We start from the raw sequence: 15,268 nt of genomic DNA on the forward strand, positions 1-15,268 counted from the left end.
AGAAACTGTATGGCGACTGCATCGCCCGCTTCTGATTTTGCACCTGTTGCGGCCTCGGCCGCAGCGGCTGCTGGCACGCGCGATCCGCGGCTGGATTTTTATCGCGGCATCGCGATGTTCATCATCCTGATCGCCCATATACCAAACGACCCATGGGCCAAATGGATTCCCGCGAGGTTTGGTTATTCCGACGCGACTGAGATATTCGTGTTCTGTTCGGGCATGGCCTCAGCCATAGCCTTTGGCGGAGCATTCATGCGCAAAGGATGGTTGATGGGCACGGCCCGTGTCTCATTCCGGATCTGGCAGGTCTACTGGGCGCATATCTGTCTGTTTTTTTTCGTCGCCATGACTATGGCTGCGCTGAATCAGTCCGGTGGATTTGAAAAAAACTACATCTCGTCCCTGAACCTACAGCATTTCTTCAATGATCCAGCCTCGCAGATAGTGGGGCTTTTTACGCTGACCTACGTGCCGAACTACTTTGATATCCTTCCGATGTATCTGGTGGTGCTGGCGATGATGCCCCTGTTCATGGCTCTGTACCGGATCAACTTCTGGGCTATGGCCGGAACATCTGTAGCAATCTGGCTTGTTGCGCAAACCGGGGTTCTGGCATTGCCCGCTGAACCTTGGTCAGACCGCCAGTGGTTCTTTAATCCCTTCGGCTGGCAGTTGCTGTTCTTCACCGGCTTTGCGCTTATGCGCGGCTGGATTCCTGCCCCTCCGGTTTCAAAAACCTTAATCTGGGCCGCAGCGCTGTTCCTGCTCGTGTCCGCGCCCTTCGGGTCGTGGAAAGTTTTCCTGTGGGTTAATTCTGTTTGGCCAGAACTTGGTGCCCTGATCCGCAAGGCCTGGCCGCTGACAGAGGAACTGCGTGGAAAGACCGAGTTTGGCCTGCTCCGCTATCTCCACTTCCTATCGCTGGCTTATCTGGGTTGGGTCGCTGCTGGTGAGCATGGTCAACGCCTGATCGCCACAGGCCACACTCTGGGTGCGCGGGTTTGGCAATGGCTGCTGGCCGTGATCTCCAAGGTCGGGCAGCAATCGCTGGCTGTGTTTGTTTTTTCCATGGCCGCAGCACGACTTATCGGCGTCGGACTGGACCTGAGTGGGCGAGATGTTGCCAGTGTTTTTGCCGCCAACATGATTGGCTTTGCCATGATCATCGGCGTGGCCTATCTGGCCGCCTGGTTCAAGTCACATCCTTGGAAGACGAAAAAATGAATTTTACGCGCCGCGCATTTCTGGCCTCGTCAACGGCTTTGGCTTTCGCCCCGTCCGCGTATGCCACGGGTGGCGAGGTGCCCTTTGACCGCAACGACGTGATTGCACTGGCCCGCGATCTGGCCAACCACCCTTACGCCGAGCGTGAGATGGTGCCGCAGGAATGGCAGGACCTGACCTATGAACAGTACCGCTCGATCCGGTTCCGGTTGGACCGTGCGCTGTGGTATGAAACCGATACACCGTTCAATGTCGATTTCTTCACGCCCGGGCTTTATTTTCCGCGCACCGTTAAGGTTTCGACAATCGAAGACGGTATGGCCACTCCTGTCGCCTTCGACCTGACCATGTTCGACAAATCCGAGGACGTACCGCATCTGCCCATCGACGACACGCTGGGCTTTTCCGGGCTACGTCTGCGCACCGAGATGCACCGTCCCGGCAAGACCGATGAATTCTGCGTTTGGCAAGGTGCCAGCTATTTCCGCGCGATTGGCTTGCATGAGGTTTACGGCCTGTCCGCGCGTGGTCTGGCCTTGAAAACCGGTGACCCGGATGGCGAGGAATTCCCCGAATTCATCCGGTTCTGGCTGGAGCGTCCCAAACCCGGTCAGCGCGATATGGTGGTTCACGCCCTGATGGACAGCCCCAGTGTAACTGGTGCGTATCGGTTCAATGTCACCGCAGGTGCCGATTGTATAATGGACATCGAGGCTACGCTATTCCCGCGAGAAGAGCTGACCCACGTGGGCATCGCACCCGGCACATCGATGTTCCTGTTCGATCAGACCAATCATAGTCGATTTGACGATTTCCGACCGGCTGTACATGACAGCGACGGACTTCTTATCCGCAACGGTGCGGGAGAGGTGATCTGGCGTCCTCTGGCGAATCCGACGCGTCTGCAAATTTCCTCGTTCGTGGACATGAACCCGCGTGGGTTCGGCCTGATGCAGCGCAAGCGTGAATTCTCGGACTATGCCGATCTCGAGGCTAAGTACCACAAACGTCCGGGACTGTGGGTTGAACCCAACGGCGATTGGGGCAAAGGTTCCGTGACACTGGTCGAGATTCCCGCCGATCAGGAGATTTACGACAACATCGTCGCCTATTGGCGCCCGGCCGAGCCGTATGCCGCTGGCCAGCAGGTCGATATGTCCTATCGCCTGATTTGGGGGGAAGAACCCCAGCGGACGCCGATGCCGCGCGTAATCAATACCGCAATGGGTGAAAACACCTTTGGCGAAGGTCGTCTGGCCGTCGTCGATTTCGAAGCCAGCGAGCTGTTCGACGATCCCGAAACGATGACGATCTTTGTCGATTCGCCCCATGCCGAAACATCGGACGGAGTCCTGCAGCACAACCCGGATACAGGTGGCCTGCGATTGGCGTTTTCGTTTGAGCCCGGCGACCGAAATCACGTCGAACTGCGGGCGCAGTTGCTGAAAGATAAGCAGCCGGCCTCTGAGGTCTGGCTTTACAGATGGACCGCATGAGCCACGATCTTCATATCATGCCACCTGAGGCACCTCTGGCGATGCCAGCACAGGATTTCAGTACTGATTTCCGCGATGCACAGGTACCCATTGGCGGAAGCGAGCCGTCTGCAGGGTTTTGGCGCGCACTGGCCTTCTCACCCGCCATGGCGGCGACCATAGCGTTGCTTTGGATAATGACAGATTGGTTCGGAGCACAGGGGATCAATCTGATTGAGGGGATACTGCTGGCGCTGATCTCGTTCAATTTCTTCTGGATATCGTTTACCGTCTGCACCGTTCTGTTAGGCATGGTATCGCTTTCCCGTCAGGACCAACCTAAAAGCCAGACCAGACCCCAACCTCTGCGGGTGGCCTTGCTGATGCCGGTGTATAACGAAGTTCCGTGGTTCGTTCTGGGCAATGCTCGCACCATGCTGGAAGACTTGCGCGCGCGTGGCGGGCAGCATCACTACGCCATGTTTATCTTATCCGACACACGTGACCCGGAAATCGCAGCACAGGAACAAGCCAGCGTCGAGGCGCTGCGCACCACTCTGGCGCCCGGGCTTGAGCTGTATTATCGCCGCCGTGAACAGAATACCGACCGCAAAGTGGGTAACATTGCCGACTGGGTTAGCCGTTGGGGCGCCGATTGGGACGCGATGTTGGTTTTGGACGCCGACAGCCTGATGACTGGTCGCGCCATTTACCGTCTGACGGACTCGCTGGCGCGTGATCCCGGCGCGGGACTGATCCAAAGCTATCCGCAACTGATCGGTGCGCAATCGGTGTTCGCCCGAATGCAGCAATTCGCCAATGGCGTTTACGGTATAGCATTTGCCGAAGGCCTGGCGCGCTGGTGCGGGCAGGAAGGCAACTATTGGGGTCACAACGCTATTATTCGTACCAGCGCCTTCGCGTCCTGCGCGGGCCTGCCTAAACTGCGTTCGATCAGTGGTCAGGACAAACTGATCATGAGCCACGACTTCGTCGAGGCGGGTCTTCTACGCCGCGCGGGATGGGGAGTTCGGTTCCTGCCGCGCATCCGTGGCTCATACGAAGAAACACCTCCAACCCTGATCGACCATGCCATGAGGGATCGCCGCTGGTGTCAGGGCAACCTGCAGCACCTCAAACTGCTGGGCTCGACCGGATTCCGCGCCGTGTCACGATTCCACATGTTCCACGGTGCGGTTGGATACCTGATGTCTCCACTGTGGTTTGCTTTATTAGTGATGTGGGCACTTATCGGTCAGGGCAAGGATGCGTCCGTTCTGCACTATTTCAGCCCGGACAATCCACTGTTCCCGCAATGGCCGGAAATGTCCGAAACGCGCCATGTTCTGATCATTCTGGTCATGTACGCAATGCTTCTGGCACCCAAGGTTCTAGGCGTTGCGGCACTGCCGCTCAGCGGTGTGCGCTACTCAGATTTCGGCGGCTGGTGGCGGTTTCTGACTTCATTCCTGTCCGAAGTCGTTCTGTCCGTTCTCTACGCTCCCATTCTGATGGTGCAGCAAATGATTGCCGTCTTCCGCACTGCGCTGGGCATTCAAAAGGGTTGGTCACCGCAGGCCCGCGACGGTGGCACTTATGGATTGCGGACTCTGATCCTGTGTCACGCGTTGGAGACCGTCAGCGGAATCGCATTGAGCATCGGCATTCTGGCCGGGCTGGTGTCTGTCTGGCTGGCCCCGATCGCCATCAGTCTGGCGTTAGCGATTCCTCTGTCCGCGCTCAGCGGAGTATCAGCCGGAGCGGCGCGCCGGATGGTCGGCATGCGCGAGGATTTCAGGGAACCCGCAATAACCCGCTCGGCCCGCCGTTACAGAGATGAATTGAAACGGCTGGTCGAAGGCAAAGGCACAATGACCCCGGCAGAGTGATTAGCTGCCGGGCAACCCTTCGTACCAGTCAACCATCATGTCCGCCCAGCCCTTGGGTACGCCATGGCCACCGGGAAACAGGGCAAACTCCAACGCACTGCCATCTGCGCATCGTGTCCATTTGCGGCGCATGAAGTCACCCGTAGTTGCAAATGCATCGGGTTTGGTGTCAGGGCATTCGTTGGCCACCCGCCAGATTTCGAGCCCTGAAAAAATGTCACCTTGATGAAACCGGCCTCCGCCCAGAATGCGCCCTTCCAACGGGACGACATTGTCAGTCCAGCCGTGAGTATGAAACAGTCGCACTGGTCCTTCACAGGTTTCGGGATGCGGTCGCCAGAACCCACCGGACACAGGTGCATAGGCTGAAAATGCATCGGGCTCTGCACAAGCCAGGTAGTTCACCATGAAACCGCCTGCCGAAAACCCACCCAGGATCACCCGGTTATTGTCGATACCAAAACGCTCGGCCGCATCGTCGACCACTTCGGTTAAAAAGGCGGTCTCGTCCCGCCCTTCCCACCCGGGATAAAAATTCCAACTCTTTCGACCGTTGCGCAACGCGCCTTCTGGCGCCATCACCGCATAGCCTCGCTCCAGCAACGGATCGACCATATTGCGGTTCTTCATCGTCCCAGAGCCGCTGCCGCCGTACCCGTGCAGGAACACGACCAGGGGTGGGTTGTCCACATCGGGCAGTTCGATCTGATAGGACCCCGAGGGCGTTTCGCACAGCCCCTCGTCTGTGTCACAGGCGGCATAAGCAGGTTGGGCAGCCAACGCAAAACCCAGGGCGAGCCAATATTTCACTGTCATCATTCGTTCCCTGTGTAACGGTCGACAGGTAATCCTGCGCGCACCCAACCCGGTCCGACGGCTGAGCCAAGCATACCTTCGGGCACATCAATTATGTTGGAAAACCCGGCCTCGGTTAGTTGATTGCTCAGCCGCGCTGACCGAACACCGCGGGCGCAGATCAGCGCCACTGGGGCGGCCTTGTTATCGTTCACCAGTTGCGTCAACGCCTGCACGAAATCCGCGCGACGCATATCCAGCGGCATGGCAGCGTCACCGACACCAGTCGCGCGCCATTCGCGCGGTGTTCGGATGTCGACGAGAAGGATGCTTCCAGACAGGGCCTGAGCGTGAGCGTCTGACACACTCAGCTGACCGCCGGCATAATCCTGAGGAATCAGGCGGTATTCGCGGATGGCAAATCCAGCGGCTACGACGGAACCACCGCCCAATATGACCCACCTCCGAGTTCGGTACGTTTTGTCCGCCACGCCGCTTTCTCCAAGTTCGCCAGCTGCTTTTACCACAGCCAAAAGGCCGATACCGCGTCAAATTTGGAGCAGCTGGTAAAGTTCGCGTCATTATCACGCAGGGGAAACATATGTGATAGGTGCATTGGGAGGTCGTTGGAAACCTTGCAATTGTTGAGCAGTCATTAAATTATCGCTACGAGTTCTATCGCAATGACCGCCAATTCCGGAGTATCGCTGTTGTCCCTATTCCTTATCGCGGCCCTTCCTTTCCTCGGAGCTGTCTTTCCCGCCCTGCTGATCCGCGCAGGACGCAACGCAGCCGCCTCGGCCGCAGGGTTGACCACCTTCCTGGCGCTGGCCGGGCTGCTAATCCACATTCCCGCCGTAATGCGTGGGGAGGTGGTGACTGCCCGCTTTGACTGGATCCCCGGGCTTGGGCTGAACGCCAATTTCATGCTGGACGGGTTGGGGTTCCTGTTTGCGCTGCTTATCCTCGGCATTGGCCTGCTGATTATCCTCTATGCGCGGTTCTATTTGTCGCGCGAAGACCCAATGGGGCAGTTCTATACCTATTTGCTGCTTTTTCAGGGCGCGATGGTCGGTATTGTGCTATCCGACAACATCCTACTTCTTATTGTTTTTTGGGAGCTTACATCGCTAAGTTCATTCCTTCTGATCGGCTATTGGAAGCACCTGCCCGAGGGGCGCCAAGGTGCTCGAATGGCGCTTGCCGTGACCGGATCAGGCGGGTTGGCAATGATCGCCGGGATGCTGATCCTGGGCAATATCGTGGGGTCCTATGACCTGAGCGTCATTTTACAGAACAAGGAACTCATTCAGGACTCGCCCTACTACCTCCCGGCGCTGATCCTGATTCTGCTAGGGTGCTTTACCAAATCCGCACAGTTCCCGTTCCATTTCTGGCTGCCGCACGCGATGGCAGCGCCGACACCGGTTTCGGCTTACCTGCACTCAGCTACGATGGTGAAAGCCGGTCTGTTCCTGATGGCACGCATGTGGCCGGTTCTGGCAGGTACGGAGGCGTGGTTTTATATCGTGGCCACGACCGGTCTGGTGACCATGCTGATCGGCGCAGTGATTGCGCTGTTCAAGGATGACCTGAAGGCACTTTTGGCGTTTTCCACCGTTTCGCATTTGGGATTGGTGACAATGCTGCTGGGCTTTGGCACCCAGATTGCGGCCGTTGCCGCTGTTTTCCACATCATCAACCACGCAACATTTAAAGCCGCATTGTTCATGACCGCCGGTATCGTCGATCACGAGACCGGCACGCGCGATGTCAAACGTCTGGGTGGGCTGCGCCATCTGATGCCAATCACATTCACGATCGGTACGATTGCGGCCCTGTCGATGGCAGGCCTGCCACCTCTGAACGGCTTCCTATCCAAGGAAATGATGCTGGAAGAAACCGTTCACACCACATGGCTGCATTCACAATACCTGGTGCCCGGCCTGGCCTTGCTGGCCGCAGTGTTCTCGGCCGCCTATTCGTTCCGGTTTGTCGGGCATGTCTTCCTCGGACCACAGCGTGACGACTACCCCGCGCACCCGCATGATCCGCCGGTAGGCCTATGGCTGGCCCCCGCGTTTCTGGTGGTTCTGGTCGTCCTGATCGGACTGTATTCTGCCGCAATTGTCGGACCGCTGGTTGCGGTCGTTTCAAGTGCGGTGATCGGTGGTGAGAAGCTCCCCTACTACTCGCTCAAACTATGGCATGGATTTACGCCCGCGCTTTATATGTCGGTCGTAGCGACACTCGGTGGTCTTTTCTTGCTTTCGCTGCATCGTCGGGGTGATCAAATCTGGAACGCCCTGCCCCGCCCCGAGGCTAAAACTATCTTTGACGCGGTGATCGGTGCGATGACTCGGGTCAGCCGTTGGATCACGGACGAGTTGCATAACGGCGTCATCAGCCGCTATGCGATCATCTTGATCACATTCACGGTTGGGTTGGGGTATTATGCCTACGCCACCGGCACCATCGGCCTTGAAACGCGGGTGCCCTTGCCGGCGCCGATCATTCCCATCATCGGATGGATTTGCCTTGTCGGCGCGACGCTGGCGATCATGTGGTTCCACCGCAACCGCCTGTTGTCGCTGGTGCTGATCGGAGTTGTCGGGCTGATCGTCTCGATGGCGTTCAACTACCTGTCCGCGCCGGATCTGGCGTTGACCCAGATTTCGGTCGAAGTGGTAACGATGATCCTGTTGCTGCTCTCGCTCAACTTCCTTCCAACCGAAACGCCGTGGGACAGCACGGCGCCCCGACGTTGGCGGGATGCTGCGATCTCGGTCGTGGCGGGCTTGGGCGCAGGTGGTTTGATCTATGCTCTGATGTTGCGCGATTTCGCCTTTCCAACGATCTCGGACTTTCATCTGGCGAATTCGTACAAAGGCGGTGGTGGCACCAATGTCGTCAACGTGATCCTCGTGGATTTCCGGGGATTTGATACTTTTGGCGAAATCATCGTTCTGGGCATCGCCGCGCTGATCATCTTTGCCCTGACCGAGGCAGTGTTGGGCACCAATGTCCGCAGCTACTTGCTGAACCGCAAACCGCACTGGCCGCAATCAGGTGACTCGCATCCGCTCATGATGGTGGTCGCAACGCGAGTAATGATGCCGATTGCACTGATGGTCGGGGCCTATATCTTCTTCCGCGGGCACAACCAGCCCGGAGGCGGCTTCATCGCCGGTCTCATAGTCGCCATTGCCTATCTGATGCAATACATGGCCAGCGGATACACATGGGCAATCGAGCGACAACGTTTCTACTATCACGGCACCATCGGCTGGGGTGTTCTTATTGCCGCTGCCACCGGTCTGGGCGCGTGGTTCAACGAACGGCCCTTCCTGACCAGCGATTTCGGCTACATCAACTGGCCGCCACTGGAAGAATTCGAATGGGCCACGGCCATGTTGTTCGACACAGGCGTGTTTCTTGCTGTTCTGGGCGCGGTGATGCTGGCGCTCGACAGCCTGTCGCGTTTTGCCTGGCAACCGGGCATGGCGCAAGAACATCCGATGGATATCAACCCGTTGCGGGATGATCCGCCGGAAGAAGAACAAGAGAAGGAGCAGGCCTGATGGAAGCGCTCGTAGCCTCTGCCGTTGGCGTTTTGACCGCTGCCGGGATTTTCCTGATCCTGCGCCGTCGGACGTTCCCCGTCATTCTGGGCCTGTCCCTGATTACTTATGCCGTTAACGTCTTTCTGTTCGCAACAGGACGGTTGGCGCTGAACGCGCCAGCAGTCCTGAACAAGTACGAAGATGTCCCATACACAGACCCGTTGCCGCAGGCGCTAGTGCTGACGGCCATCGTGATCTCGTTCGGGATGACGGCTGTGATCGTGATGATCGCGCTCAGCGCCTATCTGTCCTCAAAGGATGACCATATCGACATGACCGCACAGGACAGCGTGGACGCGCCGGGAGAAGACGCATGAACCACTGGATCGTTGCGCCGATCGTCTTGCCCGCGATCCTGGCCCCCTTTATCATCATGGTCCTTCGTTACCATCTGGACCTGCAGCGTATCTTCTCGGTGGCCGGGGTTATCGGCCTTCTGGGTATTGCGCTGACCATCACCGCCCAGGCTTCGGGCGGAGACATCCAGGTTTATGAGCTCGGAAACTGGCCTGCCCCCTTCGGCATCGTATTGGTGCTGGATCGAATGTCGGCGATGATGGTGCTGCTGACCGCGCTGCTTGCGCTGCCCATTGTCTTATATTCCATTGCTTCGGGATGGGATGACCGGGGCAAACATTTCCACGCGCTGTTCCATTTCCAGCTGATGGGCGTTTGCGGAGCGTTCCTGACGGGGGACGCCTTCAACCTTTTCGTTTTCTTCGAAGTTTTGTTGATCGCCTCTTACGGTTTGATGACCCATGGCGGCGGATCGGTACGACTGAAGGCCGGGGTGCAATATGTCGCCTATAACCTGATCGGATCGACCCTGTTCCTGTTTGCCTTGGGCACGATTTACGGCGTGACCGGGACTTTGAACATGGCCGATCTGGCCGTGCGCGTTGCAGAGATACCGCCAGAAGACACCGCGCTGCTGCGTGTTGGTGCCGTCCTGTTGTTACTTGTCTTTTGCATCAAAGCTGCTGTCTTGCCTTTGCATTTCTGGCTGCCGGCCAGCTATGCCAACGCGCCGCTGCCCGTGGCCGCGCTGTTCGCCATTATGACCAAGGTGGGCGCCTATTCGATCCTGCGGGTTTATACTCTTGCTTTCGGACCGGACGTTGCAGCGACTGAAGGTCTTATCGGCGACTGGCTGCAACCTGCCGCCTTGCTGACGTTGGCCGTCGGAACAATTGGTATCCTGGGTACACGGCATATCGCGCGGATGGTGGCCTTTTGCGCCATTGCATCTATGGGCACCTTGCTAATCGCGATCTCATTGTTCGACGAAACGGCAACGGCAGCCGCACTCTATTACATCTTCCATTCGACGTTGGCGACGGCGTTGCTTTTCCTTGTGGCCGACATGGTGATGGAGCGTCAGGGCGGTGCAATCGCGGCCAAACCACCCATGCCGCAGAGCGGACTTATCGCCTCGCTGTTCTTTGTGGGCGCAATTGCAATGGCAGGGATGCCGCCATTGTCGGGTTTCGTCGGAAAACTGCTCGTACTTGATGCGGCACGGAACGCCCCAGACGCCAATGTGATCTGGGCGGTGATCCTGATCGGGTCATTCGTCACGATCGTTGGTCTTGCCCGTGCTGGCTCGCTGATCTTCTGGAAAAGCTATGACACAGTGAACGGCCCTCAGACCGAGACCGAAGAAGAGGTCGAGCAATCTGCCGCACCTGAACCGCAACCGGGGCTCGCCTTTACCGCAGTCTTTGGCGCTGTTTTAGGCCTCGTCCTGCTTACACTCTTTGCCGGGCCGGCTTTGGAGTATACCAGCAAAACTGCGCATCAACTGTTCACGCCGGATGATTACATCTCGGCCGTATTGGGAAGGGAAGAGTAATGAAGCTGCTGCGCCGAGTTTTTCCACACCCTCACCTGACGGTCCTATTGACGCTGGTCTGGATGCTGCTGGCGAACGAGCCTTCGCTGAATTCGCTAGTATTCGGGCTGATCCTTGGAATCATCATCCCGTTCATCACGCAACCCTACTGGCCGGATCGCCCAATACTGCGCAATTGGCCAATGATCGTGGAATACATGCTGGTGGTGCTCTGGGATATCGTGATGGCCAACATCACAGTCGCCCGGATCATCCTGTTCAAACGCGACGCGGACCGCCAACCGAACTGGATCTGTGTCCCGCTGGAGCTGCGTACACCCGAGGCTATCACCGTCCTTGCCGGAACCATCACCATGACGCCTGGCACGGTTAGTTGTGATCTGTCGGCCCAGGGTCACAACCTGCTGGTTCATTGTCTGGACGCGCCTGACCCCGACAGCGTCCGCGACCAGATCAAAAGCCGATACGAGCGTCGCTTGAAGGAGATATTCGAATGATCACCTATGCTGTTTACTTCGCTTTCGCCTGTTTCGGTGCCGCAATCATGATGTGCCTGTGGCGGATTATCACCGCCGAAGGCGTCGGCACCCGTGTGCTTGCACTGGACACCATGGTCATCAATACCATCGCCCTGATGATCCTCTACGGGCTGGCAATCGGGTCCGAGATTTTCTTCGAAGCCGCCATGATCATCGCCATGCTCGGGTTTGTTTCAACTGTGGCCTACGCACGCTTCATGCTGCGCGGCAACATTATCGAGTGAGGGCGGTATGACAGTCATCTTCGAACTGCTTATCACAGTCTTTCTCGTTGTCTCGGGCATCTTCGGATTTGTGGGCTCGTTTGGCATGATTAAGCTGAAAGACCCGATGTCGCGCCTGCACGCGCCCACCAAGGCGACAACACTAGGGGTGGGGGGCGTTCTGTTAGCCTCTATCGGTCATTCGGTTTTGATCGAAAACCACTTGTCGCTGCACGAGCTGTTGATCACTCTTTTCCTGTTCCTGACAGCCCCGATCACGGCGCTGTTCATTGCAAAGTGGCACATACATCGCCATGAAAAGCCTGAGAATCTGCCGGACGCGGGTGAGGATGAGCTTTGGGCCACCCACGCGGTCGAGCAGGTCGAAGACGTCCCGGATCACAGCACGAACTGAGAATTATGCATACACCTCCGCTGCCCCTGACCCGCGATCTGGTTCTGATCGGCGGCGGTCATACTCACGCCCTCCTGTTGCGCAAATGGGGGATGAACCCCTTGCCCGGCGCGCGTGTGACCATGATCAACCCCGGCCCTACAGCGCCCTATTCCGGAATGCTGCCAGGATTTGTCGCGGGGCACTACGAACGTTCGGACCTTGATATTGATCTGGTCCGGTTGGCACGGTTTGCCGGTGCGCGCGTTGTACTTGGTCCGGTGGCCGGGATCGACACCGGGGAACGCGTGGTCCAAGTACCGGGGCACCCGCCAGTGGCGTTCGATGTTGCTTCGGTCAATATCGGGATCACGTCTGACATGCCTGCCCTGCCGGGTTTCTCGGAACACGCGATTCCCGCCAAGCCCCTTGGACCCTTCGCGGCCCGATGGGCGACATATTTGAACGGAAGCGGTCCGGCTGCTGTTGCGGTAATAGGTGGTGGGGTCGCCGGTGTCGAACTGGTCATGGCCATGGCTCACGCTTTGCGCGCCAGAAACCGAGCAGCGCAGGTTACGTTGATCGACAATGCCTCAGCCCTGACAGCCACCGGCCCAAAAGCGGCGGCCTCTATAAGGCGGGCCATGGATGCCCTGGGCATCGATGTAATCGAAAACGTGGGGATCACGCAGATCACGTCGGATCATTTAGAGCTGGATGATGGCCGCTGTGTTGCAGCAAAGTTTGTCACGGGCGCCGCTGGCGCACGCGCCTATGACTGGATCGCAAAAACCGGGTTGGACCTGCAAGACGGCTACATCCGGGTCAATGGGTTTCTGCAATCCAGCGATCCGGCGATCTTTGCAGCCGGGGATTGCGCACATCTGACAGAGAACCCGCGCCCCAAAGCAGGTGTCTATGCCGTGCGAGAGGCACCAGTACTGTTCAACAACCTCCGCGCCGCCCTGGGTGCAGGAAGCTTGCGGCGTTACAAGCCCCAGAAGGATTACCTGAAACTGATCTCACTGGGTGAAAAGTCCGCACTGGCCGAACGGTTGGGAACTTCTTTCAGCGGCCCCTTGATGTGGAAATGGAAGGACCACATTGATCAGAAGTTCATGAACAAATTTCGACAGTTGCCGCAGATGAAAACGCCACCTGCCCCGCGTCTGCACGCCGCCGGGCTGATCGAGGCGTTGGGTGACAAACCCATGTGTGGCGGATGCGGGGCCAAGATCGGGCGCGAGGCACTCCGTACTGCATTGCAGGCGCTTCCGCCCCCGGTCCGGACGGATGTCACCCCCCTGCCCGGAGATGATGCCGCACTGCTGCGGACGGGCGAGGTAAGGCAGGTTATGACCTCGGACCATTTGCGCAGCTTCATGCACGATCCAGTGCTGATGACACACATCGCCGCTGTTCATGCACTGGGGGATATTTGGGCAATGGGCGCCGCTCCGCAGGCTGCAACTGCCACAGTCATCTTGCCTCGAATGTCGGCGGACTTACAGCATCGAACTATGTCTGGGATCATGGCGACGGCAAACATGGTCATGCGTGAAGCAGGAGCGGAAATCGTCGGCGGCCACAGTTCGATGGGCGACGAGATGACCATCGGCTTTACCCTGACCGGCCTGTGCCACTGTGATCCGATTACCCTGACTGGCGGCCAACCGGGCGACACGCTAATCCTGACCAAGCCTTTGGGCAGCGGTGTATTAATGGCCGCGGAAATGGCAGGCCAAGCCGAAGGCGCATGGATAGTGGATGCTTTCCGTCACATGGTCCAACCTCAAGCCGAGGCCGCCCATATTCTGGCCAAAGCCCATGCGATGACCGACGTGACCGGGTTTGGACTGGCGGGTCACCTGAATGGCATGTGCGAAGCCTCAGGGTGCGGTGCCAAACTCGATCTTGATGCCGTACCGATAATGACTGGCGCGCAGGTGCTTAATGACCGGGGATACAGGTCCACGATTTTCACCGCCAACCGTTCAATCACGCCGGAACTGCCAATCGGCGGAAAAGCCGATTTGTTGTTTGATCCGCAAACCGCTGGGGGATTGCTGGCCGCCGTACCTGCCAATCAAGCGGCAAAGCTGTGTTCCGGCCTCCAAAACGCTGGCTATCCGGCCGCCATCATCGGGAGCCTTACAGACTCGCCCGGGCTGCGTCTTCAGAATTGATCCAGAACCTGTCCGATCTGATCAGCTACTTCTGACAGTCCGGGGGCGTCCAGGGTCGTGGCCTCGATTTTCGCCAGCACATCCGCGTTCTGTGTCCTGCGCGATTTGGTATAGGCCGGATCGTAATGGTCCTGCATCAACGCCTGCGTCAAACTTTGTTTATCCCCGGCATCGATCAGAGCCAGCCAGCCGTCTACCACGTCATGGCCACGGTGGAACCGGAGCGGCGACAAGCGGTCACGGAGCCGCTCGGCATCTGACAGGATGTCGTCGTAGGCCTCCACCAAGTAACGTGCGCGGACCTCAATCGGTGCGCAAATCCGGATCCTAGGTGCCGCACGTAATGCGGCCCAAACGCTCGGTGGTAGATTCAGATTTCCGATCTTAGAGGATTCGGCCTCGACGATTACCGGGCAGGTCGGCTCCAATTGGCACAGGGCAGCGGCCAGAGCTGACTCGAACGCTTTCTGACTGGGTTGCCCGCCCGGCATTTCCCCCAACAGCGAACCACGATGGTTGGCCAGCGCCTCAAGGTCCAGAACCTGAACGCCGCGCTGGTGCAACAGGGCCAGCAATTCGGTTTTAGCTGTGCCTGTAAACCCATCCAGCGCGATCAGACGGTGCGGCAATGGATCATCATACATGTATCGGTTCACGAGACGGCGGTAAGTCCGGTATCCACCCTCAACCACGTCGGCTCGCCAACCGATCTGCTGCAACATCCAAGTGAATGAGCCAGATCGCTGACCGCCACGCCAGCAGTATACCAAGGGACGCCAGTCGCGCTCGTGGTGGCTTAGGCTGTTTTCGATGTGGTTGGCAGCGTTGCGAAACACAAGTGCAGCCCCCAGCTTGCGCGCCAGAAACGGGCTTTCCTGAACGTATATGGTGCCGACCCGCGCACGCTCTTCATTGTCCAGCACAGGCAGATTGATCGCGCCCGGCAAGTGATCCTCGGCATATTCCGCCGGGCTACGCACGTCGATCACAGTGTTGAATGAATGCGCGTAAAGCTCAGGCAAGTTGGAGAATTTCAGAACCATACCCGTGATCTAATCTGCATGGAAGTGAATGGAAAGCCGGTT

Annotated in this window: 13 protein-coding genes; 10 read left to right on the top strand and 3 right to left on the bottom strand. The window is 58.0% G+C overall.

What is annotated here, in order from left to right:
* Positions 1–9: 9 nt before the first annotated feature.
* The 3 genes from AC2TCY_RS06530 to mdoH are packed head-to-tail and all read left to right on the top strand — an operon-like array spanning position 10 to position 4,591.
* On the top strand, positions 10–1,227 hold the full coding sequence (locus AC2TCY_RS06530; protein WP_480846303.1) for an OpgC family protein: 1,218 nt from the start codon (positions 10–12) through the stop codon (positions 1,225–1,227).
* A complete protein-coding gene (locus AC2TCY_RS06535) occupies positions 1,224–2,723 on the top strand; it encodes an OpgD/OpgG family glucan biosynthesis protein (protein WP_480846305.1) in 1,500 nt (499 codons plus the stop codon). The genes AC2TCY_RS06530 and AC2TCY_RS06535 overlap by 4 nt, the downstream gene beginning before the upstream one ends.
* Positions 2,720–4,591, top strand: coding sequence for a glucans biosynthesis glucosyltransferase MdoH (mdoH, locus tag AC2TCY_RS06540; RefSeq protein WP_480846306.1), 1,872 nt, complete (start codon positions 2,720–2,722; stop codon positions 4,589–4,591). Before AC2TCY_RS06535 ends, mdoH begins: the two co-directional genes overlap by 4 nt.
* On the opposite strand, the gene AC2TCY_RS06545 is transcribed toward mdoH, so the two are convergent.
* On the bottom strand, positions 4,592–5,407 hold the full coding sequence (locus tag AC2TCY_RS06545) for a CE1 family esterase (RefSeq protein WP_480846307.1): 816 nt from the start codon (positions 5,405–5,407) through the stop codon (positions 4,592–4,594). It lies immediately after the preceding gene.
* Positions 5,407–5,877, bottom strand: a complete 471-nt coding sequence (locus tag AC2TCY_RS06550) for a rhodanese-like domain-containing protein (protein WP_480846308.1) — start codon at positions 5,875–5,877, stop codon at positions 5,407–5,409. Before AC2TCY_RS06550 ends, AC2TCY_RS06545 begins: the two co-directional genes overlap by 1 nt.
* A gap of 219 nt (positions 5,878–6,096) precedes the next feature.
* Between AC2TCY_RS06550 and AC2TCY_RS06555 the strand changes: the two genes are divergently transcribed.
* From AC2TCY_RS06555 to selD, 7 genes are read left to right on the top strand one after another with little or no spacing between them, the layout of a single operon-like run.
* Positions 6,097–8,967, top strand: coding sequence for a monovalent cation/H+ antiporter subunit A (locus tag AC2TCY_RS06555; RefSeq protein ID WP_480846373.1), 2,871 nt, complete (start codon positions 6,097–6,099; stop codon positions 8,965–8,967).
* Complete coding sequence (locus tag AC2TCY_RS06560; protein WP_480842597.1) at positions 8,967–9,326, top strand: Na+/H+ antiporter subunit C; 360 nt, start codon at positions 8,967–8,969, stop codon at positions 9,324–9,326. Before AC2TCY_RS06555 ends, AC2TCY_RS06560 begins: the two co-directional genes overlap by 1 nt.
* Positions 9,323–10,861 (top strand): monovalent cation/H+ antiporter subunit D, encoded by a 1,539-nt coding sequence (locus tag AC2TCY_RS06565; RefSeq protein WP_480846310.1) that lies wholly within the window; start codon positions 9,323–9,325, stop codon positions 10,859–10,861. The genes AC2TCY_RS06560 and AC2TCY_RS06565 overlap by 4 nt, the downstream gene beginning before the upstream one ends.
* Positions 10,861–11,358, top strand: coding sequence for a Na+/H+ antiporter subunit E (locus AC2TCY_RS06570; RefSeq protein ID WP_480846311.1), 498 nt, complete (start codon positions 10,861–10,863; stop codon positions 11,356–11,358). The genes AC2TCY_RS06565 and AC2TCY_RS06570 overlap by 1 nt, the downstream gene beginning before the upstream one ends.
* Positions 11,355–11,624, top strand: coding sequence for a K+/H+ antiporter subunit F (locus AC2TCY_RS06575; protein ID WP_480846312.1), 270 nt, complete (start codon positions 11,355–11,357; stop codon positions 11,622–11,624). The genes AC2TCY_RS06570 and AC2TCY_RS06575 overlap by 4 nt, the downstream gene beginning before the upstream one ends.
* Positions 11,625–11,631: 7 nt before the next feature.
* A complete protein-coding gene (locus tag AC2TCY_RS06580; protein WP_480846313.1) occupies positions 11,632–12,018 on the top strand; it encodes a Na+/H+ antiporter subunit G in 387 nt (128 codons plus the stop codon).
* Positions 12,019–12,023: 5 nt separating this feature from the next.
* Positions 12,024–14,183 (top strand): selenide, water dikinase SelD, encoded by a 2,160-nt coding sequence (selD, locus tag AC2TCY_RS06585; RefSeq protein WP_480846314.1) that lies wholly within the window; start codon positions 12,024–12,026, stop codon positions 14,181–14,183.
* Here the strand turns inward: selD and mnmH are convergent.
* Positions 14,174–15,226 carry a tRNA 2-selenouridine(34) synthase MnmH gene (gene mnmH, locus AC2TCY_RS06590; protein WP_480846316.1) on the bottom strand — a complete coding sequence of 351 codons (1,053 nt, stop codon included), beginning with the start codon at positions 15,224–15,226 and terminating at the stop codon, positions 14,174–14,176. The two genes, selD and mnmH, sit on opposite strands and share 10 nt — an antisense overlap.
* Positions 15,227–15,268 lie beyond the last annotated feature (42 nt).

It is taken from the genome of Ruegeria sp. HKCCD7181 (genome assembly GCF_057221055.1).